This is a genomic window from Streptomyces sp. NPDC043908, from assembly GCF_056435525.1.
Map to the genome: position 1 here is coordinate 1 of NZ_JBWKEI010000010.1, position 25,105 is coordinate 25,105.

General features: G+C 72.7%; 24 protein-coding genes and 1 riboswitch. Of the genes, 12 read left to right on the forward strand and 12 right to left on the reverse strand.

Going from position 1 to position 25,105, the window contains the following annotated elements; all coding sequences use genetic code 11:
* Positions 1 to 190: 190 nt before the first annotated feature.
* A complete protein-coding gene (locus AC069K_RS21880; RefSeq protein WP_365106337.1) occupies positions 191 to 556 on the reverse strand; it encodes an Rv2175c family DNA-binding protein in 366 nt (121 codons plus the stop codon).
* 43 nt (positions 557 to 599) lie between these two features.
* A complete protein-coding gene (locus AC069K_RS21885) occupies positions 600 to 1,763 on the reverse strand; it encodes an NAD(P)/FAD-dependent oxidoreductase (protein WP_478619398.1) in 1,164 nt (387 codons plus the stop codon).
* A 196-nt stretch (positions 1,764 to 1,959) separates the two neighbouring features.
* A riboswitch (TPP riboswitch) is annotated at positions 1,960 to 2,073 on the forward strand.
* Here AC069K_RS21885 and thiO point away from each other — a divergent pair.
* From thiO to AC069K_RS21915, 6 genes are all read left to right on the forward strand, one after another.
* A complete protein-coding gene (gene thiO / locus AC069K_RS21890) occupies positions 2,071 to 3,267 on the forward strand; it encodes a glycine oxidase ThiO (RefSeq protein ID WP_478618784.1) in 1,197 nt (398 codons plus the stop codon). It overlaps the preceding riboswitch by 3 nt.
* On the forward strand, positions 3,264 to 3,479 hold the full coding sequence (gene thiS / locus AC069K_RS21895) for a sulfur carrier protein ThiS (protein ID WP_365106331.1): 216 nt from the start codon (positions 3,264 to 3,266) through the stop codon (positions 3,477 to 3,479). The genes thiO and thiS overlap by 4 nt, the downstream gene beginning before the upstream one ends.
* Before the next feature lie 2 nt (positions 3,480 to 3,481).
* Complete coding sequence (locus AC069K_RS21900; protein WP_365106328.1) at positions 3,482 to 4,276, forward strand: thiazole synthase; 795 nt, start codon at positions 3,482 to 3,484, stop codon at positions 4,274 to 4,276.
* Positions 4,277 to 4,716: 440 nt separating this feature from the next.
* On the forward strand, positions 4,717 to 6,693 hold the full coding sequence (gene pknB / locus AC069K_RS21905; RefSeq protein ID WP_478618789.1) for a Stk1 family PASTA domain-containing Ser/Thr kinase: 1,977 nt from the start codon (positions 4,717 to 4,719) through the stop codon (positions 6,691 to 6,693).
* An 8-nt stretch (positions 6,694 to 6,701) separates the two neighbouring features.
* The gene (locus AC069K_RS21910) at positions 6,702 to 7,553 is read left to right on the forward strand and encodes a deoxyribonuclease IV (RefSeq protein WP_478618792.1); all 852 of its coding nucleotides are present in this window, start codon (positions 6,702 to 6,704) and stop codon (positions 7,551 to 7,553) included.
* A gap of 81 nt (positions 7,554 to 7,634) precedes the next feature.
* Positions 7,635 to 8,270: a DUF4396 domain-containing protein gene (locus AC069K_RS21915; protein ID WP_478618795.1), complete on the forward strand. Its 636-nt coding sequence runs from the start codon at positions 7,635 to 7,637 to the stop codon at positions 8,268 to 8,270.
* A gap of 55 nt (positions 8,271 to 8,325) precedes the next feature.
* Here AC069K_RS21915 and AC069K_RS21920 read toward each other — a convergent pair whose 3' ends face one another.
* On the reverse strand, positions 8,326 to 8,958 hold the full coding sequence (locus AC069K_RS21920; RefSeq protein WP_358836181.1) for a sulfite oxidase-like oxidoreductase: 633 nt from the start codon (positions 8,956 to 8,958) through the stop codon (positions 8,326 to 8,328).
* A gap of 154 nt (positions 8,959 to 9,112) precedes the next feature.
* On the opposite strand from AC069K_RS21920, the gene bfr reads away from it, so the two are divergent.
* The gene (gene bfr / locus AC069K_RS21925; RefSeq protein ID WP_188274092.1) at positions 9,113 to 9,592 is read left to right on the forward strand and encodes a bacterioferritin; all 480 of its coding nucleotides are present in this window, start codon (positions 9,113 to 9,115) and stop codon (positions 9,590 to 9,592) included.
* A gap of 21 nt (positions 9,593 to 9,613) precedes the next feature.
* Here the strand turns inward: bfr and AC069K_RS21930 are convergent, their stop codons facing one another.
* Entirely contained in the window at positions 9,614 to 9,883 is a 270-nt protein-coding gene (locus tag AC069K_RS21930; RefSeq protein ID WP_365106315.1) for a (2Fe-2S)-binding protein, read from the reverse strand.
* A gap of 172 nt (positions 9,884 to 10,055) precedes the next feature.
* A complete protein-coding gene (locus AC069K_RS21935; protein WP_365113782.1) occupies positions 10,056 to 11,393 on the reverse strand; it encodes a class II 3-deoxy-7-phosphoheptulonate synthase in 1,338 nt (445 codons plus the stop codon).
* Between the two features lie 153 nt (positions 11,394 to 11,546).
* Between AC069K_RS21935 and AC069K_RS21940 the strand changes: the two genes are divergently transcribed.
* From AC069K_RS21940 to AC069K_RS21950, 3 genes are all read left to right on the forward strand, one after another.
* Complete coding sequence (locus AC069K_RS21940) at positions 11,547 to 14,372, forward strand: N-acetylmuramoyl-L-alanine amidase (protein ID WP_365113780.1); 2,826 nt, start codon at positions 11,547 to 11,549, stop codon at positions 14,370 to 14,372.
* 95 nt (positions 14,373 to 14,467) lie between these two features.
* Entirely contained in the window at positions 14,468 to 14,524 is a 57-nt protein-coding gene (locus AC069K_RS21945) for a trp operon leader peptide (RefSeq protein ID WP_358836186.1), read from the forward strand.
* Between the two features lie 96 nt (positions 14,525 to 14,620).
* A complete protein-coding gene (locus tag AC069K_RS21950) occupies positions 14,621 to 16,594 on the forward strand; it encodes an anthranilate synthase family protein (RefSeq protein ID WP_478618802.1) in 1,974 nt (657 codons plus the stop codon).
* A gap of 411 nt (positions 16,595 to 17,005) precedes the next feature.
* On the opposite strand, the gene AC069K_RS21955 is transcribed toward AC069K_RS21950, so the two are convergent.
* The 4 genes from AC069K_RS21955 to AC069K_RS21970 form a co-directional block, all read right to left on the reverse strand.
* Positions 17,006 to 18,034, reverse strand: coding sequence for a 6-phosphofructokinase (locus AC069K_RS21955; protein ID WP_478618805.1), 1,029 nt, complete (start codon positions 18,032 to 18,034; stop codon positions 17,006 to 17,008).
* 178 nt (positions 18,035 to 18,212) lie between these two features.
* Complete coding sequence (locus AC069K_RS21960; RefSeq protein WP_365113774.1) at positions 18,213 to 18,884, reverse strand: response regulator transcription factor; 672 nt, start codon at positions 18,882 to 18,884, stop codon at positions 18,213 to 18,215.
* On the reverse strand, positions 18,881 to 20,101 hold the full coding sequence (gene macS, locus AC069K_RS21965) for a MacS family sensor histidine kinase (protein WP_358836931.1): 1,221 nt from the start codon (positions 20,099 to 20,101) through the stop codon (positions 18,881 to 18,883). Before macS ends, AC069K_RS21960 begins: the two co-directional genes overlap by 4 nt.
* A gap of 45 nt (positions 20,102 to 20,146) precedes the next feature.
* Positions 20,147 to 20,926 carry a lysophospholipid acyltransferase family protein gene (locus AC069K_RS21970; RefSeq protein WP_365113771.1) on the reverse strand — a complete coding sequence of 260 codons (780 nt, stop codon included), beginning with the start codon at positions 20,924 to 20,926 and terminating at the stop codon, positions 20,147 to 20,149.
* Positions 20,927 to 21,080: 154 nt separating this feature from the next.
* On the opposite strand from AC069K_RS21970, the gene AC069K_RS21975 reads away from it, so the two are divergent.
* Entirely contained in the window at positions 21,081 to 21,860 is a 780-nt protein-coding gene (locus tag AC069K_RS21975) for an alpha/beta hydrolase (protein WP_365113784.1), read from the forward strand.
* Entirely contained in the window at positions 21,853 to 22,407 is a 555-nt protein-coding gene (locus AC069K_RS21980; RefSeq protein ID WP_478618810.1) for a hypothetical protein, read from the forward strand. The genes AC069K_RS21975 and AC069K_RS21980 overlap by 8 nt, the downstream gene beginning before the upstream one ends.
* A 310-nt stretch (positions 22,408 to 22,717) precedes the next feature.
* Here AC069K_RS21980 and AC069K_RS21985 read toward each other — a convergent pair whose 3' ends face one another.
* The 3 genes from AC069K_RS21985 to AC069K_RS21995 all read right to left on the reverse strand — a co-directional run bounded on the left by AC069K_RS21985 (position 22,718) and on the right by AC069K_RS21995 (position 25,052).
* Positions 22,718 to 23,488 (reverse strand): endonuclease/exonuclease/phosphatase family protein, encoded by a 771-nt coding sequence (locus AC069K_RS21985; RefSeq protein ID WP_358836927.1) that lies wholly within the window; start codon positions 23,486 to 23,488, stop codon positions 22,718 to 22,720.
* Between the two features lie 79 nt (positions 23,489 to 23,567).
* Positions 23,568 to 24,509, reverse strand: coding sequence for an ROK family glucokinase (locus AC069K_RS21990; protein ID WP_358837808.1), 942 nt, complete (start codon positions 24,507 to 24,509; stop codon positions 23,568 to 23,570).
* A 66-nt stretch (positions 24,510 to 24,575) separates the two neighbouring features.
* Positions 24,576 to 25,052 carry a DUF5304 family protein gene (locus AC069K_RS21995; RefSeq protein ID WP_478618813.1) on the reverse strand — a complete coding sequence of 159 codons (477 nt, stop codon included), beginning with the start codon at positions 25,050 to 25,052 and terminating at the stop codon, positions 24,576 to 24,578.
* Positions 25,053 to 25,105: the final 53 nt, after the last annotated feature.

Here is a 25,105-nt window from a genome sequence, read left to right on the forward strand (position 1 = left end):
ACCAGGGCGGCGCCGCGCACCCCGGCCGCGCGGGCGGCTCCGGTGAAGAGCTGGGCCAGCCAGTCGTCGGTGAGTGCGGCCAGGGCGGCACGGCGGGGGGGGGGGGGGGGGGGGGGGGGCGTGGGGGGGGGGGGGGGGGGGGAGGGGGGGGGGGGCCCCCCCCCCCCCCCCGCACCTGGTGGCGATCGGGTCAGACGGCGAGCGCCTGGGCGCGGCGCTTCACCTCCGTGCCGCGATTCTCGCTCAGGGCCTGCGCGGGGGTGCCGGGCAGGGTCGGGTCGGGGGTGAAGAGCCACTCCAGCATCTCCTGGTCGGAGTAGCCGTCGTCCCGCAGGAGGGTGAGGGTGCCGCTGAGGCCCTTCACGACCTTGTCGCCGTCGATGAAGGCGGCGGGCACCTGCAACGTCCTGTTCTCGCCGCGGCGCACGGCGATGAGCTGCCCGTCCCTGACCAGCTGCCGCACCCGCGTCACCTCGACGTCGAGCATCTCCGCGATGTCGGGGAGGTGGAGCCAGGCGGGGACGAGTGCATCGGTTTTCGCGTCAATCTCGGTCACGGGACAAGCGTGCCATCCCGGACTGACACTCGGTAGCCGGAGGTCAGCCGAGTGCCGCCTTGAGGGGGACGGACGGGTCGGCGGCGCGGACCGGATCCAGCCTCGCACCTGCCTCGATGAGCTTGCGGCCCTGCGCCAGATCGCGCGGTCGGCCGACGGCCAGGAGGGCGACGAGCACGCCCTCGCGCAGCCAGCACACCGACCAGGCGGCGCCGGCCGGGTCGCCCCGCCACAGCAGCCGGTCGGCCCCGCCGTGGTGGCCGGCGTACTGCACGAACCTGCCGAACTGCTCGGACCAGAAGTACGGCACCGGGTCGTACGGCAGGACCGCCTCGCCGATGATGTCCGCGGCCACCGTGCGCGGCCCCTGGAGGGCGTTGTCCCAGTGGTGGATGAGCAGCCGCTCGCCGTACCGGCCCGAGGGGAAGGAGGCGCAGTCGCCGACCGCGTAGACGTCCGGCAGGGAGGTGCGCAGCCGGTCGTCGGCGGTGACCGCGCCCTCCGCCCCGCGCTCGATGCCGGTGCCCGCCAGCCAGTCGGTGGTGGGCCGGGCGCCGATGCCGACGACGACCGCGTCGGCGGGCAGCCTGCGGCCGTCCGCGAGGACGACGGCCCCCGGCTCGACGGCCGCCACGCGCGCGCGGGTGAGCAGTTCCGCGCCGCTCTCCGCGTACCAGGCGGCCATCGGCTCGGTGACCTCGGCGGGCAGCGCGCCCGCGAGCGGGCGGTCCGCGGCCTCGACGACAGTGACCGCGCAGCCCGCCTCGCGCGCGGCCGTGGCGAACTCGGCCCCGATCCAGCCCGCCCCGACGACCACGACGCGCCGCTGCGCGCCGAGCACCGCCCGCAGCCGCCCCGCGTCGTCGAGGGTGCGCAGCAGATGGACGTCCGGAAGGTCCTCGATGCCGGGCAGGGTGAGGGGTTCGGCGCCGGAGGCGATCACCAGCGCGTCGTACCGGACGGGCCCGGCCGCGGTGTCGACCTCGTGCTCACGCGCGCGTACGCCGATGACCGGCTCGCCCAGGCGCAGCTCCACGCCGAGGCCCTCGAAGTCCACCTCGAAGGCCGAGCTCTCGGCCTTGCCGAGCAGCACCGCCTTGGAGAGCGGGGGCCGGTCGTAGGGCTGGTGGGGTTCGGCGCCGATGAGGGTGATCCGGCCGGGGAAGCCCTGTTCGCGCAGGGCCACCGCGGTCTGGACCCCGGCCATGCCCGCGCCGACGACCACCACGTGCCGCTGTTCCGCATGCGTCTGCTGTTCGCTCACCCGATCACCATAAACAGCTGACGAATCGTCAGACAGCCCGGCCCGGACGCTCCCTACTGCCGATGGGCCGCTGGGGTTAGTCTGGCCGACGTACCGCCCGCACTCCGAGGCCCCGGCCCGGGGACGCGCGGCGGCACGACAACCATCTCGCGGGAGCCCGGACGCACCGGGCTGAGAGGGAGGCTGCGGCGGCTTCCGACCGTACGAACCTGATCCGGGTCATGCCGGCGAAGGGAGGGGCTGGACGCCCATGCATTCATCCCGAAAAGGGGCAGTTCCCCACGGGTCGGACGTGCTGGTGATCGGCGGCGGCATCATCGGCCTCGTCACGGCCTGGCGGGCCGCGCGGCAAGGTATGCGCACCGCGCTCGCCGACCCCGCGCCCGGCGGCGGAGCCGCCCAGGTCGCGGCCGGCATGCTCGCCGCCGTCACCGAGCTCCACTACGGCGAGGAGACCCTCCTCGGCCTCAACCTGGCCTCCGCGCGGCGCTACCCGGACTTTGTGTCCGAGCTGGAGGAGGCGAGCGGCCTCACCACCGGCTACCGCGCCTGCGGCACCCTCGCGGTCGCCCTGGACGCCGACGACCGCGCCCATCTGCGCGAGCTGCACGCGCTCCAGCAGCGCCTCGGGCTCGACTCCCAGTGGCTCACCGGGCGCGAGTGCCGCCGCCTGGAGCCGATGCTGGCGCCCGGCGTGCGCGGCGGCCTGCGGGTCGACGGCGACCACCAGATCGACCCGCGCCGCCTCGCCAGGGCCCTTCTGGCGGCCTGCGAGCGGGCCGGGGTGGAGTTCCACCACGGCTGGGCCGAACGGCTCTCGGTGGTCCGCGAGCGGGCCGCGGGGGCGGTCCTGGCCGACGGCACCCAGCTCGCCGCCGACCAGGTCGTCCTCGCGGGCGGCAGCCTCAGCGCCCGGCTCGCCGGGGTCCCGGACGAGGTGCGCCCTCCCGTCCGCCCCGTCAAGGGACAGGTGCTGCGGCTGACCGTGCCGCCCGCGTACGCCCCGTTCCTGTCCCGCACGGTCCGCGCGGTGGTCCGCGGCAGCCACGTCTACCTCGTGCCGCGCGCCGACGGCGAGCTCGTCGTCGGCGCCACCAGCGAGGAGCTGGGCTGGGACACCACCGTCACCGCCGGCGGTGTCTACGAACTGCTGCGCGACGCGCACGAGCTGGTGCCCGGCATCACCGAACTCCCCCTCACCGAGACCCGCGCCGGGCTGCGCCCCGGCTCCCCCGACAACGCGCCGCTGCTCGGCCCGACCGCGCTGCCCGGGCTGCACCTGGCCACCGGCCACTACCGCAACGGGGTGCTGCTCACCCCCGTCACCGGCGACGCGCTGGCGCACGCGCTGGCCACCGGCGAACTGCCCGCCGAGGCGCGCCCCTTCACCCCCGGCCGTTTCACCTCCGCCCCGGCGGAGTCCGTACCGCAGGAGCTGACCGTATGACCGCCTCCTTGACGACCGTGTCCGTGAACGGCGAGGCGCGCGACCTCGCCGCCGGCACCACCCTCGACGTCCTCGTCGCCACGTTGACCCCCGCGCCCGCCGGGGTCGCCGCCGCCGTCAACGAGACGGTGGTGCCGCGCGGCCGGTGGGCCGCGACCACGCTCGGCGACGGCGACCGCGTCGAGGTCCTGACCGCCGTGCAGGGGGGCTGACCATGGCCGACGACCTGTTCACCCTCGGCGGTACGACCTTCACCTCACGGCTGATCATGGGCACCGGCGGGGCGCCGAGCCTGGACGTCCTGGAGCGCTCGCTCGCCGCCTCCGGCACGGAGCTGACGACCGTCGCGATGCGCCGGCTCGACCCGACCGTGCAGGGCTCGGTCCTGTCCGTCCTGGAGAAGCTCGGCATCTCCGTCCTGCCGAACACGGCGGGCTGCTTCACCGCCGGGGAGGCGGTGCTCACCGCCCGCCTCGCGCGCGAGGCGCTCGGCACGGACTGGGTGAAGCTGGAGGTGGTCGCCGACGAGCGCACCCTGCTGCCCGATCCGGTCGAGCTGCTCGACGCGGCGGAAGTGCTGGTCGACGACGGATTCACGGTGCTGCCGTACACCAGCGACGATCCGGTGCTGGCCCGGCGGCTGGAGGACGTGGGGTGCGCGGCGATCATGCCGCTGGGCTCCCCCATCGGCTCCGGGCTCGGCATCCGCAACCCGCACAACTTCGAGCTGATCGTGGACCGCGCCACCGTCCCGGTCATCCTGGACGCGGGCGCGGGCACGGCCTCCGACGCGGCGCTCGCCATGGAGCTGGGGTGCTCGGCGGTGATGCTCGCCTCGGCGGTCACGCGCGCGCAGGAACCGGTGCTGATGGCGGAGGCGATGCGGTACGCGGTGGAGGCGGGGCGCCTGGCGTACCGGGCGGGCCGCATCCCCCGCCGCCACTTCGCCGAGGCGTCGTCACCACGGGAGGGCCGAGCGGCCCTGGACCCGGAACGCCCGGCGTTCTGAGGGGGCGCCTGGCGGCGGGCCTGGGCAGGTGGGGTGCGCTCGACTGCGGGGCGGTTGGGGCGCGTTCTCGTCTGCGGGCCGGTGGGGGCTGGTCGCGCAGTTCCCCGCGCCCCTGAGAGGGCCCGGCGGGCCCATAGGGTCGCCGACCGCAGCCGAGAGCTCACCCCAGCCTCAACCCCTTCAAGGGGCGCAAGGAACGCCGCGAGCAACGGACGAAGACCGCCCCCAGCCCCCAGGGGCGCGACCAGCCACAGAACACCCGCTGCCGAACACGCACCGCAACCCCCTCAAGGGGCGCGGGGAACTGCGCGAGCAACCCCCACCACCCGCAGACAAAGACCGCCCCCCACCCCACCCCCACGTCACAGCTCCGCTTCAGTCCCGCCCCACCCCCACCCGGGACGGCAGCCGTGTCCGAGGCCGCTCGTAGACTCTGCTGCGTGGATACGACCCTTCAGGACCCGCTCGTCGGGCAGGTGCTCGACAGCCGCTACCGCGTCGAGGCGCGCATCGCCGTCGGCGGTATGGCCACGGTCTACCGGGCCGTCGACACCCGGCTCGACCGGGTGCTCGCCCTCAAGGTGATGCACCCGGCCCTCGCCGCCGACGGCTCCTTCGTGGAGCGGTTCATCCGCGAGGCCAAGTCCGTCGCCCGGCTCGCCCACCCCAACGTGGTCGGCGTCTTCGACCAGGGCACCGACGGCGGATACGTCTACCTGGCGATGGAGTACGTGGCGGGCTGCACCCTGCGCGACGTGCTGCGCGAGCGCGGCGCCCTCCAGCCCCGGGCCGCCCTGGACATCCTGGAGCCGGTCCTGGCCGCGCTCGGCGCGGCCCACCGCGCCGGCTTCGTCCACCGGGACATGAAGCCGGAGAACGTGCTGATAGGGGACGACGGCCGGGTGAAGGTCGCCGACTTCGGCCTGGTCAGGGCCGTGGACGCGGTCACCAGCACCACCGGAAGCGTCCTCGGCACCGTCTCCTACCTCGCCCCCGAGCAGATCGAGCAGGGCACCGCGGACACCCGCGCCGACGTCTACGCGTGCGGTGTCGTGCTCTACGAGATGCTCACCGGCGCCAAGCCGCACTCCGGCGAGAACGCCGCCCAGATCCTCTACGCCCACCTCCACGAGGGCGTGCCCGCCCCGTCCGCCGCCGTGCCCGGTCTCGCCCCGGAGCTGGACGAGCTGGTGGCGTCGGCGACCGCCCGCCACCCCGACGCGCGGCCGTACGACGCGGTGGGCCTGCTCGCGCAGACCCACGCGGCCCGTGCCGCGCTCACCGACGAGCAACTGGACGCGGAGCCCCCGCAGGCCCTGCCGACGGCCCGGACCACCGGCTCCGAGGACCGTACGAGCGTCATACCGCGCGCGGCCGCGACCCCGCCCCGGGGCACCCCGCCCACCCCCGGCGCCGCCCCGCTCCCCGCCGAGCAGGACTCCGTCAACCGCACCAGCCGGCTCACCCTGCCGCCGCCCGGGCCCGCCCCCACGCGCGCGCGGGGCGGCCGGACCCGCCTCGTCCTGAACGGCCGGCGCGGCCTGATCACGGTGGTCGCCGCCGTGCTGCTGGTCCTGGGGGTCGGCGCCGGGGTCTGGTACATCAACTCCGGCCAGTTCACCCACGTCCCCGCCGTCATCGGGCAGAGCGAGAGCGCCGCCAAGAAGCGGCTGGAGGACGCGGGCCTGTCGGTGAAGAAGGTCGACCGCCGCCACAGCGACACCGTCAAGCGCGGCACGGTGATCGAGACGGACCCCGAGACGGGCGCGCGCGTGCGCGGCAACGCCTCGGTGACCGTCGTGATCTCCAGCGGACCCGAGATGGTCAAGGTCCCGGACGTCGGCGGCAAGTCGCTGGACGACGCCAAGAAGGCCCTGACCGACGCGGGGCTCACCCCGGGCGCGGTCACCGAGGAGTTCGACGAGGACATCGACCAGGGCTCGGTCGTCAGCACCGAACCGGCCGCCGGCGCCCGGCGCCGCGCGGACACCGCGGTCGCCCTCGTCGTCAGCAAGGGCGCCCCGATCGAGACCCCCGGCGTCGTCGGGGACTCGGTGGAGGACGCCACCTCGGCCCTGAAGGACGCGGGCCTGGAGGTGACCATCGCGCCCGAGCAGGTCAACTCGGCGGAGGAGGCGGGCAGCGTCGCCGCCCAGTCCGCGGCCGAGGGCTCCCGGCTCGCCAAGGGCGACACGGTCACGCTCACCGTCTCCAAGGGCCCGCGCATGGTCACGGTGCCCAAGGTGACCGGCAAGAAGAGCGACGACGCCAAGAAGGAACTGGAGAAGGCCGGCTTCAAGGTAAAGGTCGACCACGGCTTCCCGTTCCTCAGCGACGAGATCGCGAGCCAGTCCGTCGAGGCCGGCTCCCAGGCGCCCGAGGGCTCCACCATCACCATCAAGACCAAGGGACTCTGAACCACCCCATGCGCAACCCCATCGGCGGCCACGTGCCCGTGGCCGGCGGCCTCGCCACGACCGGCCTCGCCTACGCGCGCGACATCGGCGCCGAGACCGTCCAGGTCTTCGTCGCCAACCCGCGCGGCTGGGCGACACCGCCCGGCAACCCGGCCCAGGACGAGAAGTTCCGCGCGGAGTGCGCCGCCGGGGGCATCTCCGCGTACGTCCACGCCCCGTATTTGATCAACTTCGGCTCGCACACCGAGGCGACGGCCGAGCGGTCGGTGGAGTCGCTGCGGCACTCGCTGCGCCGGGGCCGCGAGATCGGCGCGCTCGGCGTGGTCGTGCACACCGGCTCGGCGACCGGCGGCAGGCCGCGCGCCGAGGCGCTGGCGCAGGTACGGGAGCGGCTGCTGCCCCTCCTGGACGAGCTCACCCACGACGACGACCCGTTCCTGCTGCTGGAGTCGACGGCCGGGCAGGGGTCCTCGCTGTGCTCGCGGACGTGGGACTTCGGCCCGTACTTCGAGGCGCTGGACGCCCACCCCCGGCTCGGCGTCTGCCTGGACACCTGCCACATCCACGCCGCCGGGCACGACCTGGCCGCGCCCGGCGGGGCGGCGCAGACCCTGGACCTGCTGGTGAAGACCGTCGGCGTGGGGCGGCTGAAGCTGATCCACGCCAACGACTCCAAGGAGGGCGTCGACTCGCACCTGGACCGGCACGTGAACATCGGCGCGGGCCACATAGGCGCCGAGCCGTTCGGCGAGCTGCTCGGACACCCGGCGACCGAGGGCGTACCGCTGATCATCGAGACGCCCGGCGGGAAGGAGGGACAGGCGGCGGACGTGGCGCTGCTGAAGTCCCTGCGGACCTGATCTTCTCCCTTGAGGAATACCCCTAGGGGGTATACCGTTCCTGTCATCGACAGGAACGGTCATCCGGCGTTGGGGGAAGTCATGCGGCACGAGGCGCACACGCACACCGAGCACGGCCACCACGAGCACGGCCCGAACAAGGACCACCAGGGCCACGAAGGCCACGAAGGCCACGAGGGTCATGAGGGTCATGAGACCCCTCAGAACCATGAGGGCCATGAGGGCCACGGTGAACACCAGGGCCACGGCGAACACCACGCCCACGCCCACGGCGGCGGCAAGGTCAGCTGGTCGATGGCCGCCCAGGCCACCCTGCACTGCCTCACCGGGTGCGCCATCGGCGAGGTGCTCGGCATGATCGTGGGCACCGCGCTCGGCTGGGGCAACATGCCGACGATGGTGCTGGCCATCGCGCTGGCCTTCTTCTTCGGCTACTCGCTCACCCTGCGCGGCATCACCCGCGCCGGCGTCGACTTCGGCACCGCGTTCAAGGTCGCGCTCGCCGCCGACACCCTCTCCATCGCCGTCATGGAGCTGATCGACAACGGGGTGATCGCCCTCTGGCCGTCCGCCATGGACGCGACGCTCTCGGACGTGCTGTTCTGGGGCTCGCTCGCGGTCTCGCTGGCACTCGCCTTCGTGATCACCACACCGGTCAACAAGTGGATGATCGGGCGCGGCAAGGGCCACGCGGTGGTGCACCAGTACCACCACTGAGCACCGCGGTCACGCCACGCACCACACGTACCGTACGCACGTCACGCACCAGGAGTCAGAGCTCGGGGCCGTCCCCGGGCTCTTCCTGGTACGAGTAGCGCTGCTCCCGCCAGGGGTCACCGACGTTGTGGTAGCCCCGCTCCTCCCAGAAGCCCCGCCGGTCCGCCGTCATGTACTCGATGCCGCGGACCCACTTCGGGCCCTTCCAGGCGTACAGGTGCGGGACGACCAGCCGTACCGGGAAACCGTGCTCCGCGGTCAGCAGGTCGCCGCCCTTGTGGGTGGCGAAGACCGTGCGGTCGGAGAGGAAGTCGGCGAGGCGCAGATTGGAGCTGAAGCCGTACTCGGCCCAGACCATCACATGGGTGACATCCGGGGCGGGCGGCGCGAGTTCGGCGACCGTACGCGCGAGGACTCCGCCCCATTCGGCCCCCAGCATCGAGAACTTCGTGACACAGTGAAGATCGGCGACGACGGTGGCGAAGGGCAGGGCCGTGAACTCCTCGTGGTTCCAGCAGTGCTTGTCGCCGTCGGCGGTGGCCCCGAAGACCCGGAACTCCCACCGCTCCGGCTTGAACCGGGGCACCGGACCGTAGTGGGTGACCGGCCAGCCGCGCTGGAGCCGCTGCCCCGGGGGAAGCTCCGACTGCGCTGCTCCCCGTTGCTCCGGGCGTTCCGGCTGACCCATGCCTCCATGGTGACAGACGGCGAGGGGTGGTCATGACCAGCGGCGCCCCGATTCGGGCAACTCCTACTAAGCGTGCACTTACTGGACGCTCCCCGCACGCGATGCGAGGATGCGCGCGAATCTGCCCCTCACCCGTGTGGAAGGAGCCTCTGCGATGCAGGGCGACCCCGAGGTCATCGAGTTCCTGAACGAGCAGCTGACCGCCGAGCTGACCGCGATCAACCAGTACTTCCTGCACGCGAAGATGCAGGAGAACTTCGGCTGGACGAAGCTCGCCAAGTACACGCGCCACGAGTCGTTCGACGAGATGAAGCACGCGGAGGTGCTGACCGACCGGATCCTGTTCCTGGACGGGCTGCCCAACTACCAGCGGCTCTTCCACGTCCGGGTCGGGCAGACGGTCACCGAGATGTTCCAGGCGGACCGGCAGGTGGAGGTCGAGGCGATCGACCGCCTCAAGCGCGGGATCGAGGTCATGCGGGCCAAGGGCGACATCACCTCGGCGAACATCTTCGAGTCGATCCTGGCGGACGAGGAGCACCACATCGACTACCTCGACACCCAGCTCGAACTGGTCGAGAAGCTCGGTGAGGCGCTGTACATCGCGCAGCTCATCGAGCAGCCGGAGAGCTAGGCAGGGACCCGCGCCCGGGTCCTAGGCGGCGTCGACGAGCCCGGTGTCGACGAGTCCGGTGTCGACGAGCTCGGGGTCGGCGGCGAGGACCGCGCCGGACCCGCCCTTCTCCAGCAGCTCCCGGCGCGGGCAGGCACCCCGGCCCAGCAGACCCTGGATGGTGCGCACACAGGAGCCGCAGTCCGTGCCCGCCTTGGTGACGGAGGCGATCTGGCGCGGGGTGCAGGCGCCGGCGGCCGCGTGCTGCTCGACCTGCTTGTCGGTGATGCCGAAGCAAGAGCAGACGTACACGCGGGTTCACCTCCCTGGCAGGAACGGTCCGGCAGCCATCCCCTATTCGGTGAGGCTAACCTAACCGTACCTGCTGTCCCGGGGGACGAAAAGCCCCGGATACGCCCGTGGGGCGCGGATCACAGATCCGCGCCCCACGTCTCGTAGGAAGCTCCCTACCGATCCCGGTACATCACTGGTCCCGGTACATCTCCGCGACCAGGAACGCCAGGTCCAGGGACTGGCTGCGGTTGAGGCGCGGGTCACAGGCCGTCTCGTAGCGCTGGTGCAGGTCGTCGACGAAGATCTCGTCGCCGCCGCCCACGCACTCGGTGACGTCGTCACCGGTGAGCTCGACGTGGATGCCGCCCGGGTGGGTGCCCAGGCCCTTGTGGACCTCGAAGAAGCCCTTGACCTCGTCGAGCACGTCGTCGAAGCGGCGGGTCTTGTGGCCGGAGGCCGCCTCGAAGGTGTTGCCGTGCATCGGGTCGGTGACCCAGGCGACGACCGCGCCGGAGGCGGTGACCTTCTCCACCAGCTCGGGCAGCTTGTCGCGGACCTTGTCGGCGCCCATGCGGACGATGAAGGTCAGCCGGCCCGGCTCGCGGTCCGGGTCGAGCCGGTCCACGTAGGTGAGCGCCTCGTCGACCGAGGTCGTGGGGCCGAGCTTGATCCCGATCGGGTTGCTGATGCGGGAGGCGAACTCGATGTGCGCGTGGTCGAGCTGCCGGGTGCGCTCGCCGACCCAGACCATGTGGCCGGAGGTGTCGTAGAGCTTGCCGGTGCGCGAGTCGGTCCGGGTCAGCGCCGACTCGTAGTCGAGCAGCAGCGCCTCGTGCGAGGCGTAGAACTCGACGGCCTTGAACTCGGCCGGGTCGGTGCCGCACGCCTTCATGAAGTTGAGCGCGTTGTCGATCTCGCGGGCCAGCTGCTCGTAGCGCTGGCCGGACGGGGACTGCTTGACGAAGTCCTGGTTCCAGGCGTGCACCTGGCGCAGATCGGCGTAGCCGCCGGTGGTGAAGGCGCGGACCAGGTTGAGCGTGGAGGCGGACGCGTGGTACATCCGCTTCAGGCGCTCGGGGTCCGGGATCCGGGCGGCCTCGGTGAAGTCGAAGCCGTTGACGGAGTCGCCGCGGTAGGTCGGCAGGGTCACGCCGTCGCGGGTCTCGGTGCCCTTGGAGCGCGGCTTGGAGTACTGCCCGGCGATCCGGCCGACCTTGACGACGGGCACGGAGGCGGCGTACGTCAGCACGGCGCTCATCTGGAGGAGGGTCTTCAGCTTGGCCCTGATGTGATCGGCCGACACTCCGTCGAACGCCTCGGCGCAGTCACCGCCCTGGAGCAGGAACGCCTCGCCCTTGGCGACGGCCCCCATCCGGGCGCGCAGCTGGTCGCACTCGCCCGCGAAGACGAGCGGCGGATACGACTCGAGGTCCGCGATCACATCGCGCAGAGCCTCGGCATCGGGGTACTCGGGCTGCTGCGCCGCGGGAAGGTCACGCCAGGTGTTTACGTTCACGGTCACCCCCATTACCTTACGGGGTCGCCCCAGCAGTCCATACGCCCGCCCACCTGATGAGACACGCGGGCGGCCGCCCGGTGACGGGGCCCGGCGACCCGCCTGCTAGCCTCTGCGCGTTTCAGAAGTGCTTCAGAAATCAACAGAGCGATGCAGGGGTGGGCGTTGAAGCGGAGACACCGCAGAGACCGCAGGAAGAAGCTGATCGCTTACGGAGTGAGCACGGCGGTCGTCGCCGGTGCGGCGATCACCGGGCTGGCGGTGGCCTCCCCCGGCCCCGCCACCGCGCACACCGGGCCGGCCGGTGCGGCCACCGAGCTCCAGGCCCGGTTCGCCGACGCCGCGCGCGAGTTCCACGTACCCCAGAGCGTGCTGATGGCGGTCTCGTACCGGCAGACGCTGTGGGAGAGCCACGACGGGCAGCCGTCGACGACCGGCGCGTACAACGTCATGGGCCTGACCCGGGTGACGGCGGACGACGTCGAGCAGCCGACGGACGCCGAGCGTCTGTCGCACCTCAACATGAGCGGCGACCCGGCCGTCATGAAGCACTTCGACGCCCGGCGCGCCCTGAAGAAGGCGCCGAAGGCCGTCGACACGAGCGACCCCCGGCTGCACACGCTGGACGAGGCCGCCAAGCTGATCGACCAGCCGGTGGACGCGGTCCGCGAGGACGAGAACCAGTCCGTCCGCGCGGGCGCGGCGCTGCTCGCGAAGTACCAGAAGGACGCGACGGGCTCGCTGCCCGAGGACGCGGGCCACTGGTACGCGGCCGTGGCCCGCTACAGCCAGGCGCCGGACACCAAGGGCGCGTCGCTGTTCGCGAAGCGGGTGTACGAGTCGATCAGGACGGGCGAGGCCCGCGTCACCGCGGACGGCCAGCGGCTCGCCCTGCCGGCCGACCCGTCGGTGAAGCCGGTCAGGCCGGAGACGATGTCGCTGGCGGCGTTCACCGCGACGACGGCTCAGACGCCGGAGTGCCCGGCGGGGCTGAACTGCGACTTCCGGGCGGCGGCGTACAAGCAGAACAGCTCCGCGCCGGACGACTTCGGCAACTACAACGAGTCGAACCGCCCCACGAACGGCGAGGACATCCGCTACCTCGTCATCCACGACACCGAGGGCGGCTACGACGGGTCCCTGCGGACCTTCCAGGACCCCGCGTCGTACGCCAGCGCGCACTACATGGTCCGTGCCTCCGACGGTCTGGTCACCCAGCTGGTGGCGACCAAGGACGAGGCCTGGCACGCGGCCAACAAGACGATGAACATGCACTCGATCGGCATCGAGCACGAGGGCTATGCCATCAAGGACAACGCCACGTGGTACACCGAGCCTCAGTACGAGTCCTCGGCCGCGCTGGTGAAGTACCTGGCGAACCGGTTCTCCATCCCGCTCGACCGTGAGCACATCGTCGGCCACGACGAGGTGCCGGGAGTGCTGGACACCAATGTGAAGTCCCAGCACTGGGACCCGGGCCCGTACTGGGACTGGAACCACTACATGAGCCTGGTCGGCGCGCCCAGCGGCGACCAGGGCGCGGGCGGCCCGCTCAAGGCCGGCCAGCTGGTCCGCGTGGTCCCGCCGTTCACCACGGCCAACCAGCCCACGGTGACGTACAACGGCAGCACCTACAGCCGTCCGGCGAACTTCGGCTACCTGTACGAGACGCCGTCCACGTCGGGCACGCCGCTGGCCGACCCCTACCTCGGCAGCCAGACCGCGACCGAGGGCCCGAACTGGTCCAACAAGGTCGTCGCCGGCGGCCAGTACGTCGTCGCCGAGGCGCGGACCGACTGGACCGCCATCTGGTACGGCGGCAAGAAGGCCTGGTTCCACAACCCCGGCGGCACCTTCACCGCGCCGGTGGGCAAGACCGGTCAGCCGGTCCTCAAGCCGAAGGCGGGCGCCGCGTCCATCCCGGTGTACGGGCGCGCCTACCCGGAGGACGCGGCCTACGCGGGGACCAACGTCCCGGTCCAGGCCAACAACTCGGCCTCGCTGACCAAGTACACGGTCCCGGCCGGCCAGGCCTACGTCCAGGCGGGCCCGGCGCAGCTGGGCGACTACTGGTTCGCCGGTACCTTCGCGGGCACCGGCACCGGTGACCGCACCCTGGTCCAGGGCAAGACCAACGCGTTCTACCCCATCCGGTACAACCACCGGATGGCGTGGGTGAAGGCCTCCGACGTCGAGCAGGCGACCAGCACCGCCCCCGACCCCGGCACCACCCGCTACAACCTGCTCGGCCGGGACTCCTCCGGCGTGCTCTGGCAGTACCAGGGCACGGGGAGCGCCTCGACGCCGTTCTACGGGCGGTACAAGGTCGGCGGCGGCTGGCAGGGGTACAACACCGTCTCCGCGATGACCGCGCTGCGCGCGGACGGCACCGGCGACATGGTGGCCCGGGACGGCACCGGCACGCTCTGGTACTACCAGGGCAGCGGCAACCCGGACGTGCCCTTCAAGGGGCGCCTCAAGGTCGGCGGCGGCTGGCAGACGTACAACTTCCTGACCGGCGCCCGTGACCTCAACGGTGACGGGAAGGCCGATCTGATCGCCCGCGACGGCACCGGCGTGCTCTGGTACTACCAGGGCACCGGCACCCCGGCGGCGCCCTTCGCCGCGCGCGTGAAGATAGGCGGCGGCTGGCAGGGCTACAACGCGATGGTCTCCACCGGCGACCTGAACCGGGACGGCAGGGCCGACCTGGTGGCCCGGGACTCCTCGGGCGTGCTCTGGTACTACAAGGGCACCGGCACGCCGACGGCCCCGTACGCCCCGCGCGTCCAGGTCGGCGGCGGCTGGCAGGGCTACAACACCCTGCTCGGCCCGAGCGACCTGAACGGCGACGGTCTCCCGGACCTGGTGGCCCGGGACTCCTCCGGCGTGCTCTGGTACTACAAGGGCACCGGCAGCGCGACCGGCGCTCCGTTCGCCGCGCGGATCCAGGTGGGCGGCGGCTGGCAGATGTTCAACCTGCTGGTCTGAGCAGAATCGATTCAGCAGGGCCCGTCCGTCCCTCGTATCCCGAGGGACGGACGGGCCTTCGCGCATTCCGCGCCTCTTCCGCTAGGGTGCGGGGCATGTTCGCGCACCCGAACCAGAACTGGTGGTGGACCGCTCATCCGGCGGCCCACTGATCGCGCGTACTCCAGACCACGCGAAGGCCGCCCGAGGGGCGGCCTTCTCTGTTTCCCGCGGCCGTTCCTCCTCCCGCAGCACCGGAAGGAACCCGCATGTCCCACCACCCCACGCAGACGCACGCGCGCCTCGGCAGACTCCTCGACGACGACGGCCCGCCCTTCGCGCTGATCCGGCGCCGTACGCCCGGCCGCGACCACGACGTGGTCGAGCTGCTGACCGGCGGCGTACGGGAGGTGGAGCGGCTCGCCGACATCCCCTGCGGCGAGCTGCCCTCCCTGGCCCTGGTGCCGTTCCGGCAGATCCGCGAACGCGGCTTCGACGTGCGCGACGACGGCACCCCGCTCGCCGTCCTGGAGGCCGACGAGCGGTACGAGCTGCCGCTGGAGGAGGTCCTGGCGGCACTGCCCCGGCACGAGGTGGCGGTCGAGGGCGGGGGCTTCGACGTCGGGGACGAGGAGTACGCCCGGATCGTGCGGCGGGTGATCGAGGACGAGATCGGGCAGGGCGAGGGCGCCAACTTCGTCATCCGGCGCACCTACACGGGCGAGATCCCCGGCTTCGGCCGCGCGGACGCGCTGGCGCTCTTCCGGCGGCTGCTGGCGGGCGAGCGGGGGGCGTACTGGACGTTCGTCGTCCACACCGGAAAGAGCAAAGGGCCTGAAGGACCTTCCTTGGAAGGGCGGGGGCGGGAGACGGGAGGGCGGACGCTGGTGGGCGCGAGCCCCGAGGCGCACGTGCGGATGGCGGGCGGGACGGTCGTCATGAACCCGATCAGCGGGACCTACCGCTACCCGGCGTCCGGCCCCACCGCCGAGGACCTGCTCGCCTTCCTCTCCGACGAGAAGGAGATCGACGAGCTCTCCATGGTCGTCGACGAGGAGCTGAAGATGATGTGCACGGTGGGCGACCGGGGCGGGGTGGTGGTCGGGCCGCGGCTCAAGGAGATGGCGCATCTGGCGCACACCGAGTACGAGTTGCGGGGCCGCAGCTCGATGGACGCGCGCGAGGTGCTGCGCGAGACGATGTTCGCGGCGACGGTGACGGGGTCGCCGGTGCAGAACGCGTGCCGGGTGATCGAGCGGTACGAGGCGGGCGGGCGCGGCTACTACGCGGGCGCGCTCGCCCTGCTCGGCCGGGACGCGAGCGGCGCCCAGACGCTCGACTCGCCCATCCTGATCCGTACGGCCGACATCGCCCCGGACGGGCGGGTACGGGTGCCGGTCGGGGCGACGCTGGTGCGCCACTCGGATCCGGCGGGCGAGGTGGCGGAGACGCACGCCAAGGCGGCGGGGGTGCTGGCGGCGCTGGGGGTGCGGCCGGGCCGTCCGGCCGCCGCGCGCCCCGGGCCCGCCCTGGGCGACGACCCGCGGGTGCGGGCGGCGCTGGACGCGCGGCGGGCGGACCTGGCGCCGTTCTGGCTGCGGATGCGCGAGCCCGTCGCGCCCTCGGGGGGCGAGGCGCTGGTGGTGGACGCCGAGGACACCTTCACGGCGATGCTGGCGCATCTGCTGCGGTCGACGGGGCTGGGGGTGTCGGTGGTGCGGTACGACGCGGCGGGGCTGCGGGAGCGGGTGCTCGGTCACCGGGGCCCGGTGGTCCTGGGGCCCGGCCCCGGGGACCCCTCGGACGGGTCCGACCCCAAGATGCGGGTGCTGCGCCCGCTGGCGGCGGAGCTCCTGCGCTCCCATCGGCACGGGCTGCTGGGGGTGTGCCTGGGCCACGAACTGATCGCGGCGGAGCTGGGGCTGCCGCTGGTGCGCAAGCGGGTGCCGTACCAGGGGGCGCAGGTGCGGATCGACCTCTTCGGCCGTCCGGAGCGGGTCGGGTTCTACAACAGCTTCACCGCGCGGTGCGGGGAGCGGGAGGCGGTGGCGCTGGCCGGGCGGAGGGTGGAGGTGAGCCGGGACGCGGGGACGGGGGAGGTGCACGCCGTGCGGGGGGACGGGTTCGCGGGGGTGCAGTTTCATCCGGAGTCGGTGTTGACGGTGCGGGGGGTGGGGGTGGTGGGGGAGTTGGTGCGGGGCGTTGTGTCCGGGGTTGAGTCCCCCGCCCCGCCCCTTCCCTGAACCCTCCGGGGGTGGGGGTGGTTGCTCTCCGGGGGCTCCGCCCCCGGACCCCTTGCGGGGCTGCGCCCCGGGGCTGCGTTGTACGGCCGCGGTCGTGGCGGGTTGCTCGCGCAGTTCCCCGCGCCCCTGGAAGGCCGGGCCTGCGGCCCTTAGCCCCCGGATTCCGTTCGGCTGCCGGCCCGTGGGGGTTGATCGCGCAGTTCCCCGCGCCCCTGAAAGGGCGGGCCTGCGGCCCTGCGCCCCGGGCCCCGTTTGTCTGCCGGTCCGTTTCGGCTGGGCGCGCAGCTCCCCGCGCCCCTGGGAGGCCGGCCTGCGGCCCTTGGCCCCCGGGCTCCATTCGGCTGTCAGTCCGTTCGGGGTGGGCGGGGCCTGGAGGGGGTGGGGAACTGCGCTCCGGGTTCCGTTCCGGGGTCAGCCGAAGAAGACGCCTGCTTCCGCGTAGAGTTCCGGGTCCACCGTCTTCAGGCGGGCCGTTGCCTGGGCGATCGGTACGCGGACGATGGCCGTGCCCTGGAGGGCCACCATCTTGCCGAAGTCGCCGTCGCGGACCGCCTCGATCGCGTGCAGGCCGAACCTCGTGGCCAGCCAGCGATCGAAGGCGCTGGGGGTGCCGCCGCGCTGGACGTGGCCCAGGACCGTCGTCCTGGCCTCCTTGCCCGTGCGCTTCTCGATCTCCTTGGCCAGCCACTCCCCGACCCCGGAGAGCCGTACGTGGCCGAAGGAGTCGAGCGTCTGGTCCTTCAGGACCATGTCGCCGTCCTTCGGCATCGCCCCCTCCGCGACCACCACGATCGGCGCGTACGACGCCTTGAAGCGGGAGGCGATCCAGCCGCAGACCTGCTCGACGTCGAAGCGCTGCTCGGGGATGAGGATGACGTTGGCGCCGCCCGCCAGGCCCGAGTGGAGGGCGATCCAGCCCGCGTGGCGGCCCATCACCTCGACGACCAGGACCCGCATATGGGACTCGGCCGTGGTGTGGAGGCGGTCGATGGCCTCCGTGGCGATGCCGACCGCCGTGTCGAAGCCGAAGGTGTAGTCCGTCGCGGAGAGGTCGTTGTCGATGGTCTTCGGTACGCCGACGCACTTCACGCCGTACTCGTCGCTGAGCCGGGCCGCCACGCCGAGGGTGTCCTCGCCGCCGATCGCGATCATCGCGTCGACCTCGTGCTTGGCGAGGTTCTCCTTGATGCGGCGCACCCCGTCCTCCGCCTTGAGCGGATTGGTGCGCGAGGAGCCGAGGATGGTGCCGCCCCGGGGCAGGATGCCGCGCACGGCCGGGATGTCCAGCTTGACGGTGTCCCCCTCCAGCGGGCCGCGCCAGCCGTCCTTGAACCCTACGAAGTCAAAGCCGTACTCCTGCACGCCCTTGCGGACGACGCCCCGGATGACGGCGTTGAGCCCGGGGCAGTCACCGCCTCCGGTCAGTACTCCGACCCGCATGGAATTGTCCCTTCGCCGTGACGGACGCATGGGAGGCCGCGAGAGGCCTCCACGGGTCACGCTAAGGGTGACGCACGTCACTCCGGGATGGGGCGAAAGGTCAATTCCTTGAATTCAGCGGGGTGTTGACGGGTGGTCATTCACCCGTACGAGCGGAGCACGTCCGCGCGCGCGGGGCTCACACCCCGTCGAGGCCCTGCTCTATCGCGTACCGCACGAGCTCCACGCGGTTGTGGAGCTGGAGCTTGCCCAGGGTGTTCTGGACGTGGTTCTGGACGGTGCGGTGCGAGATGACCAGGCGCTCGGCGATCTGCTTGTACGACAGGCCCTTGGCCACCAGGCGCAGCACCTCGGTCTCGCGCTCGGTGAGCTGCGGGGCCTTCGGCTCGTCCGCGGCCGCGGGCGCCGGGTCCGAGGCCAGACGGCGGTACTCGCCGAGGACCAGGCCGGCCAGGCCCGGGGTGAACACCGGGTCGCCGACGGCGGTGCGGCGCACCGCGTCGGTCAGCTCCTCGGTGCTCGCCGACTTCAGCAGATAGCCGGTGGCCCCGGACTTCACGGCCTCCAGGACATCCGCGTGCTCCCCGGAGGCGGACAGGACCAGGACCCTGAGCGCCGGGTTGGCGCCGACGAGCTCCTTGCAGACCTGCACGCCCGGCATCCCGGGCAGATTGAGGTCCAGGACCAGCACGTCGGGCGTGACCGCCTGGGCGCGGCGGACCGCCTGCGGGCCGTCCCCGGCGGTGGCCACCACGTCGAACCCGGCCGCCGCCAGGTCGCGCGCCACCGCGTCCCGCCACATCGGGTGGTCGTCGACCACCATCACCTTGACCGTGTTCAGCTCACTCATACCTTCGCCTTCCCCCGTGGAACCTTCAGCTCTACTTCCGTCCCCTGGCCCGGCACCGAGATCAGCTCGGCGGTGCCGCCCAGGTCCCGCAGCCGGCCGCGGATCGAGAGGGCGACGCCCAGGCGTCCCTCCCCCTCGGCCTGTGCGAGCCGGCCCTCCGGGATGCCGGGACCGTCGTCCCGGACCGTCACGATCACTTCGTCCCCCCAGTCCTCGACCAGGATCCAGGCCTGGGCCGACTCCCCCGCGTGTCTGCGGACATTGTCCAACGCGGCACTGACAGCGGCCGCGAGCTCCCGGGCCGCCGGGGGCGCCAGCAGTACCGGAGCGCCCGGTTCCGCCAGCGAGACGCGCGATCCGGCGTGCGGGGCGAGCAGGGTGCGCAGGTCCACCTCGGCGCCTTCGGCCTCGGCCCGTGCCTCGGTCTCGTCGTCGTCGACCGTACGGACCAGGGCCCCCAGAGCCGGGTCCTCGGACGCGCGCGTGGTGGGCACCAGGCCGCTGGAGACCAGGGTCCGCAGGGCGACCTCCTGCTCCCCGGCCATCCGGCCGAGCTCCGCGGCCTCGCCGCCGAGCGCGGTGCCGCGCCGCTGCACCATGGCCAGGACCTGGAGCACGCTGTCGTGGATGTCGCGGGCCAGCCGCTCCCGCTCCCGGGTCGCCGCCTCGATCTCCAGGGCGCGGGCGAGGGTCGCCTCACTCGCGCGGGCGACCTCCACCACGTACCCGATGGCGATGGACGCGACCCACACGAGCAGCACGTTGTGGAGCGTGTCCCGGGTGGGGGTGCCGCGCTCGACCAGGTTGGCGGCGGCGACCAGCGAGGAGGCGAAGGCGGCCCAGCGCCAGCCCCCCTTGATCGCGAACGCGAGCACCGAGCCCGCCGTCCAGATGGTCGGCAGCGTCGGGCCGTTCACCGACTGGGCTTCGGCGTCCGCCAGCGGGGTGAGCAGGATTCCGGTGAGCGCGATCGTCAGGTCCACGCCGAGGAACCGCTTGGTGCAGCTCGCCGCGTTCGCCACCCGCGGCACCGTCGCCAGCGTCCACACCGCCAGCACCGACAGGAAGGCCACGGCCACCCAGGCGCGCTCGAAGTGCCGGTACTCGGACACGAAGACCAGCACCGCGTAGAGCATCGTCAGGACGCGGTACGCGGTGAGCGCGCGCCACAGCGGCAGCTCCACGGACATCCTGATGACGCGCTCGCGCTTCGCCATGCTCCCCCACCCCTGAAACGAACGGACGCGACCAGCACCGCGGCCCTAGTCGCCGGGCCGCTCCGCCCGCTTGGCCTGCTCGACTTCGCGGGCCTTCTCGGCCCGCTCGGCCGCCTTCTCCTCGTCGGCCTTCCGCTTGGCCTCGTCCGCGATCTGGCGCTTGGCGGCGGTCGCGTAGACGTCCACGTACTCCTGGCCGGAGAGCTTCATGATCTCGTACATGACCTCGTCGGTCACCGAGCGCAGGATGAAGCGGTCGCCCTCCATGCCGTGGTAGCGGCTGAAGTCGAGCGGCTTGCCGATGCGGATGCCCGGCCGCATCAGCTTGGGCATGACCTTCCCGGGCGGCTGGATCTTCTCGGTGTCGATCATCGCGACCGGGATCACCGGCGCGCCGGTGGCCAGCGCCACGCGCGCGAGGCCGCCGGGCTTGCCCCGGTAGAGGCGGCCGTCGGGCGAGCGGGTGCCCTCCGGGTAGATCCCGAACAGCTCACCGCGCTCCAGCACCTCGATGCCGCTCCTGATGGCCGCCTCGCCCGCGCCGCGCGCGCCGGAGCGGTCCACCGGGAGCTGCCCGACGCCCTTGAAGAAGGCGGCCGTCAGCTTGCCCTTGACCCCCGGCGAGGTGAAGTACTCCGCCTTGGCGATGAACGTCACCTTGCGGTCCAGGACCGCCGGCAGGAAGAAGGAGTCCGAGAAGGAGAGGTGGTTGCTGGCGAGGATCGCCGGCCCCTCGGCGGGAATGTTGTCGAGGCCCTCCACCCAGGGCCTGAAGGCAAGCTTCAGCGACCCGCCGATGGAGAACTTCATAGCGCCGTAGATCAACTCGGTTGCCTTCCCTCTGTCCGTCGAACAGACCTTAACCCGTACGGGACCCGCCCTCCCGCGCGCGGGCCGGTGACGGCTCTGGTCGGTGTCAGTCCGGTCGCGTACCGTGAAGTACGACTCCCCCACCCCTGCTCATGAACAGGAGACCCCGGTGCCGGTCCTCCCTGGAGCCGAGCCGTTCCGCCACGAGGGCGGAGAGGTCGGCGTCCTCCTCTGTCACGGCTTCACCGGTTCCCCGCAGTCGCTGCGCCCCTGGGCCGACTTCCTGGCCGAGCGCGGGCTGTCGGTCGAGCTGCCGCTGCTGCCGGGACACGGCACGCGCTGGCAGGACATGCAGCTCACCGGCTGGCAGGACTGGTACGCGGAAGTGGACCGCGCCCTGCGCGACCTGAGCGGCCGGTGCGAGCAGGTCTTCGTCTTCGGGCTCTCCATGGGCGGCGCGCTGGCCCTGCGCCTCGCGGCGAAGCACGGGGACGCGGTCAGCGGCGTGGTGGTCGTCAACCCGGGCAACAAGGTGCACGGCCTGGCCGCGCACGCGCTGCCGGTGGTGCGCCACTTCGTGCGCTCCACCAAGGGCATCGCCAGCGACATCGCCAAGGAGGGCTCGGCGGAGGTGGGGTACGACCGGGTGCCGCTGCACTCGGCGCACGCCCTGCGCAACTTCTTCCGCCTGGTCGACCGCGAGCTGCCGCAGGTCACCCAGCCGCTGCTGCTGCTGCACAGCCCGCAGGACCATGTGGTGCCGCCGGCCGACTCGGCGCGGATCCTCGGCCGGGTCTCGTCCGCGGACGTCACGGAGATCCTGCTGGAACAGAGCTATCACGTGGCGACGTTGGACCACGATGCGGAGCGGATCTTCGAGGAGAGTTACGCGTTCATCGGCCGCCTCGCTCCTAGTGTCGGGATGAAGGGGAGCACGACCGGTGGCTGAGCACGAAGCGGACCGCGAGCCGCAGCCGATCGACGAAGAGGCTGCGTGGGCGGCGATCGTGGCGGGGTACGGCGACGAGCCGTCCGACCCGCCGGGCGCCAAGCCGTTCAAGTCGGTGGAGGACCTGGCGCTCCTGGAGAGCGAGCCCAACCTCACGCCCGAGGCCCCGGCGCGCCCGGAGCCGCCCGAGCCCAAGCCGCTGGGCAGCTCGGTGGTCTTCGCGCCCGGGGTGGGAGTGGGCGGGCCGCGCGACTTCACGGTGCAGGAGCCGTCCGACGACGGGGCGGACGACGGCGACGAGGGCCACTTCGTCCCGCCGGAGCCGCCGCCGCTGCCGGAGTCGGACGTGACGGCCAAGTTCGCCTGGCTGGCGGTGATCGGCGGGCCGCTGCTGATGCTGCTGGCGGCGATCCTGCGGTGGGAGTTCACCTGGTGGCTGACCACGCTGGGGGTGGGCGGGTTCATCGGGGGCTTCGCCACCCTCTTCGCCCGGATGAGCCAGGACGACGAGGGCGAGGACGACCCGGGCCGGGGCGCGGTGGTCTAGCTCACCTCCCCGGGGCCCCTTGACGCCCGGCGCTCTTCTGCGGCCCGGTGGGGGCTGGTCGCGCAGTTCCCCGCGCCCCTTGAACGCCGCTGCGCGGCAATCCCCGGGGCGCCCCGAAGGGGCGCGTCAAGGGGCGCGGGGAACTGCGCGAGCAACCATCCACCGGGGCGCAGACGAACGACGGCCCTGAGGGGCGCGGGGAACTGCGCGAGCAACCGTCCACGGCCCGCAGACGGACGACGGCCCCCAGGGGCGCGGGGAACTGCGCAGCAAGCCCCCCCCCCACCGGACCGAGCCGTCCCCGGAGGGTTCAGGGGAGGGGCGGGGTGGGGGGATCCGTCGGGACCCGCAGCGCCGCCAGCACCGGCAGATGATCCGTCGCCGCCAGAAGATCCGCCCCCGACACCCCCTCCAGCCCCACGGGAACCCCGCACCCCAGCACCTCCACCCCCGCCGTGGCGAAGACCGCGTCGATGCGCTGATGGGGATCGGCCGGGGTCGAGGTGTACTCGCCGCCCCAGGGCCGTACCGCCCAGCAGTCCTGGAGGCCGTCCGCCAGGCGGCGGAAGGCGCGGCCGTCGGGGCGGTCGTTCAGATCGCCGCCCGCGACCGCGTGGGGGACGTCCAGCGCCGCGAGGTGGTCGAGCAGCAGCCCCGCCTGGGTGTGGCGCTCGTCCGCCTGGAGGCTGAGATGGCAGCTGAGGACGCCGAGCCGGGCGCCCCCGACCCGTACCACCGCCGAGGCGAAGCCGCGCCGGTGCAGGCCCGGGGTGAGCGGGAGCAGGACGTCCTCGGTGCGCTCCACCACCGCCCGCAGCGAGCACAGCAGCAGCGGCCCCGCGGCCGTGGCGCCGCCGCTGAGGACCACCAGGTCGCTCGCCGCCGCGAGCCGCGCGGCGGCCTTGCGCCAGCGGAAGAAACGCGGCGCCTCCTGGACGAGGACCAGGTCCGGGTCGCAGGCGCGGATCACCCGGGCCAGTGCCGCGGTGTCGTCGCGCATCGAGCGGATGTTGTAGCTGAGGACCCGGATCACGGCCGAGCCGTTCTCCGTACGGGACGCGGGAAGATCGGTGAGCGGCATGGGGCACAACATAGAGCAGCGCCCGCCGCGTCCGTGAGGGACGCGGCGGGCGCTCAACCACCGTACGGGGGGCGGGTGCTCAGCCCTGGCGGGCCAGGTCCGCCGCGCCGACCAGACCGGCCTTGTTGCCGAGCTGGGCCGCGAGCACCTGGGCGTGCGGTCGCCACTGGCCGCCGATCAGCCAGCGCCGGAACGACTTGCGGATCGGGTCGAGGACCAGCTCGCCCTCGTCCGAGACGCCGCCGCCGACGATGAACGCCGAGGGGTCGAAGAGCGAGGCCAGGTCGGCCAGGCCCGCGCCCGCCCAGCGGGCCAGCTCGCGGAAGGAGTCCACCGCGACCGGGTCGCCCTGGCGGGCGGCGGCGCTGATGTGCTTGCCCTCAATGCCCTCGATGGTGCCGTCACCGAGACCGAGGAGGATCTTGGCGTTCTCGGGGGTCGCGTTGGCGCGCTGGCGGGCGTACCGCACGAGCGCGCGCCCCGAGGCGTACTGCTCCCAGCAGCCCTGGCTGCCGCAGCCGCACAGCAGGCCGTCCGGCACGACCCGGATGTGGCCGAACTCGGCGGCCACGCCGAAGCGTCCGCGGCGCAGCTTGTTGCCGATGATGATGCCGCCGCCCAGGCCCGTGCCGAGCGTGATGCAGATGACGTCCTCGTGGCCCTGGCCGGCACCGAACCGGTACTCGCCCCAGGCCGCCGCGTTGGCGTCGTTCTCCACCACCACGGGGAGCCCGACCCGCTGCTCGACCTTGTCCTTCAGCGGCTCGTGGCGCCAGTGGATGTTGGGTGCGAAGAGGACAGTGGCGCGCTTGTCGTCGACGTATCCGGCGGCGCCGATGCCGACGGCCTCGATCTGGTGCCCCTTGCCGGCCCCTTCGACCGCGGCGCAGATCGCGTCCACGATGGCGTCAGCGGTCGGCGGCGTGGGCACCGTGTGCGTCTCGAGGATGTGGCCCTCCTCGTCGACCACTCCCGCCGCGATCTTGGTGCCGCCGATGTCGACGCCGATGGTGAGTCCCATTAAGTCCCTCAGTTTTCGGTCGAGCCCCGCTAAGGCCCACCGTACCCGAGGGCGGGCACCGGTCAGTCAGTCCAGGTCGATGTGCTCGGTCGGTCCCGCGCCCGCTCCGCCGTCGTCCTTCTTCGCGCCGCCGGAGGCACTGCCGGACGCGCCGGAGGTCCGGCCGGACGCCGGGCCGTCCGCCGTCCAGCGGCGTTCGGCGCCCTCGACCGCCGAGCGGTAGGCGGCCAGCAGCTCGCCGCCGGCCGCGGCGAGGTGGTCGAAGACGTCCGGGTTGCGCTCGATGACCGGCTCGACCACGGCCCTGGCCTGGCCGATCAGCTGCTGTACGGCGCTCTGCGCGGCCGCGCCGGGCAGGGAGGACTGAAGGGAGGCGACCTTGTCGGCGACGGCGTCGACCAGCTTGCGCAGCTCCTCGGCGGCCGAGCCGGGCGGCGCCCCATGGGCGGCGCGGCGGCGCGCCTTCTCCGCGGCGAGGTCCTCGGCACACGCGTCGGCCCAGGCATCCGCGTCGGGTGCGGGGCGCTCGGTGGCTTCGCTCATGGCGGGCTCCAGCTGCTGAGGAGAAGGGTCTGTCCTTCCGACGTTACCCGAAC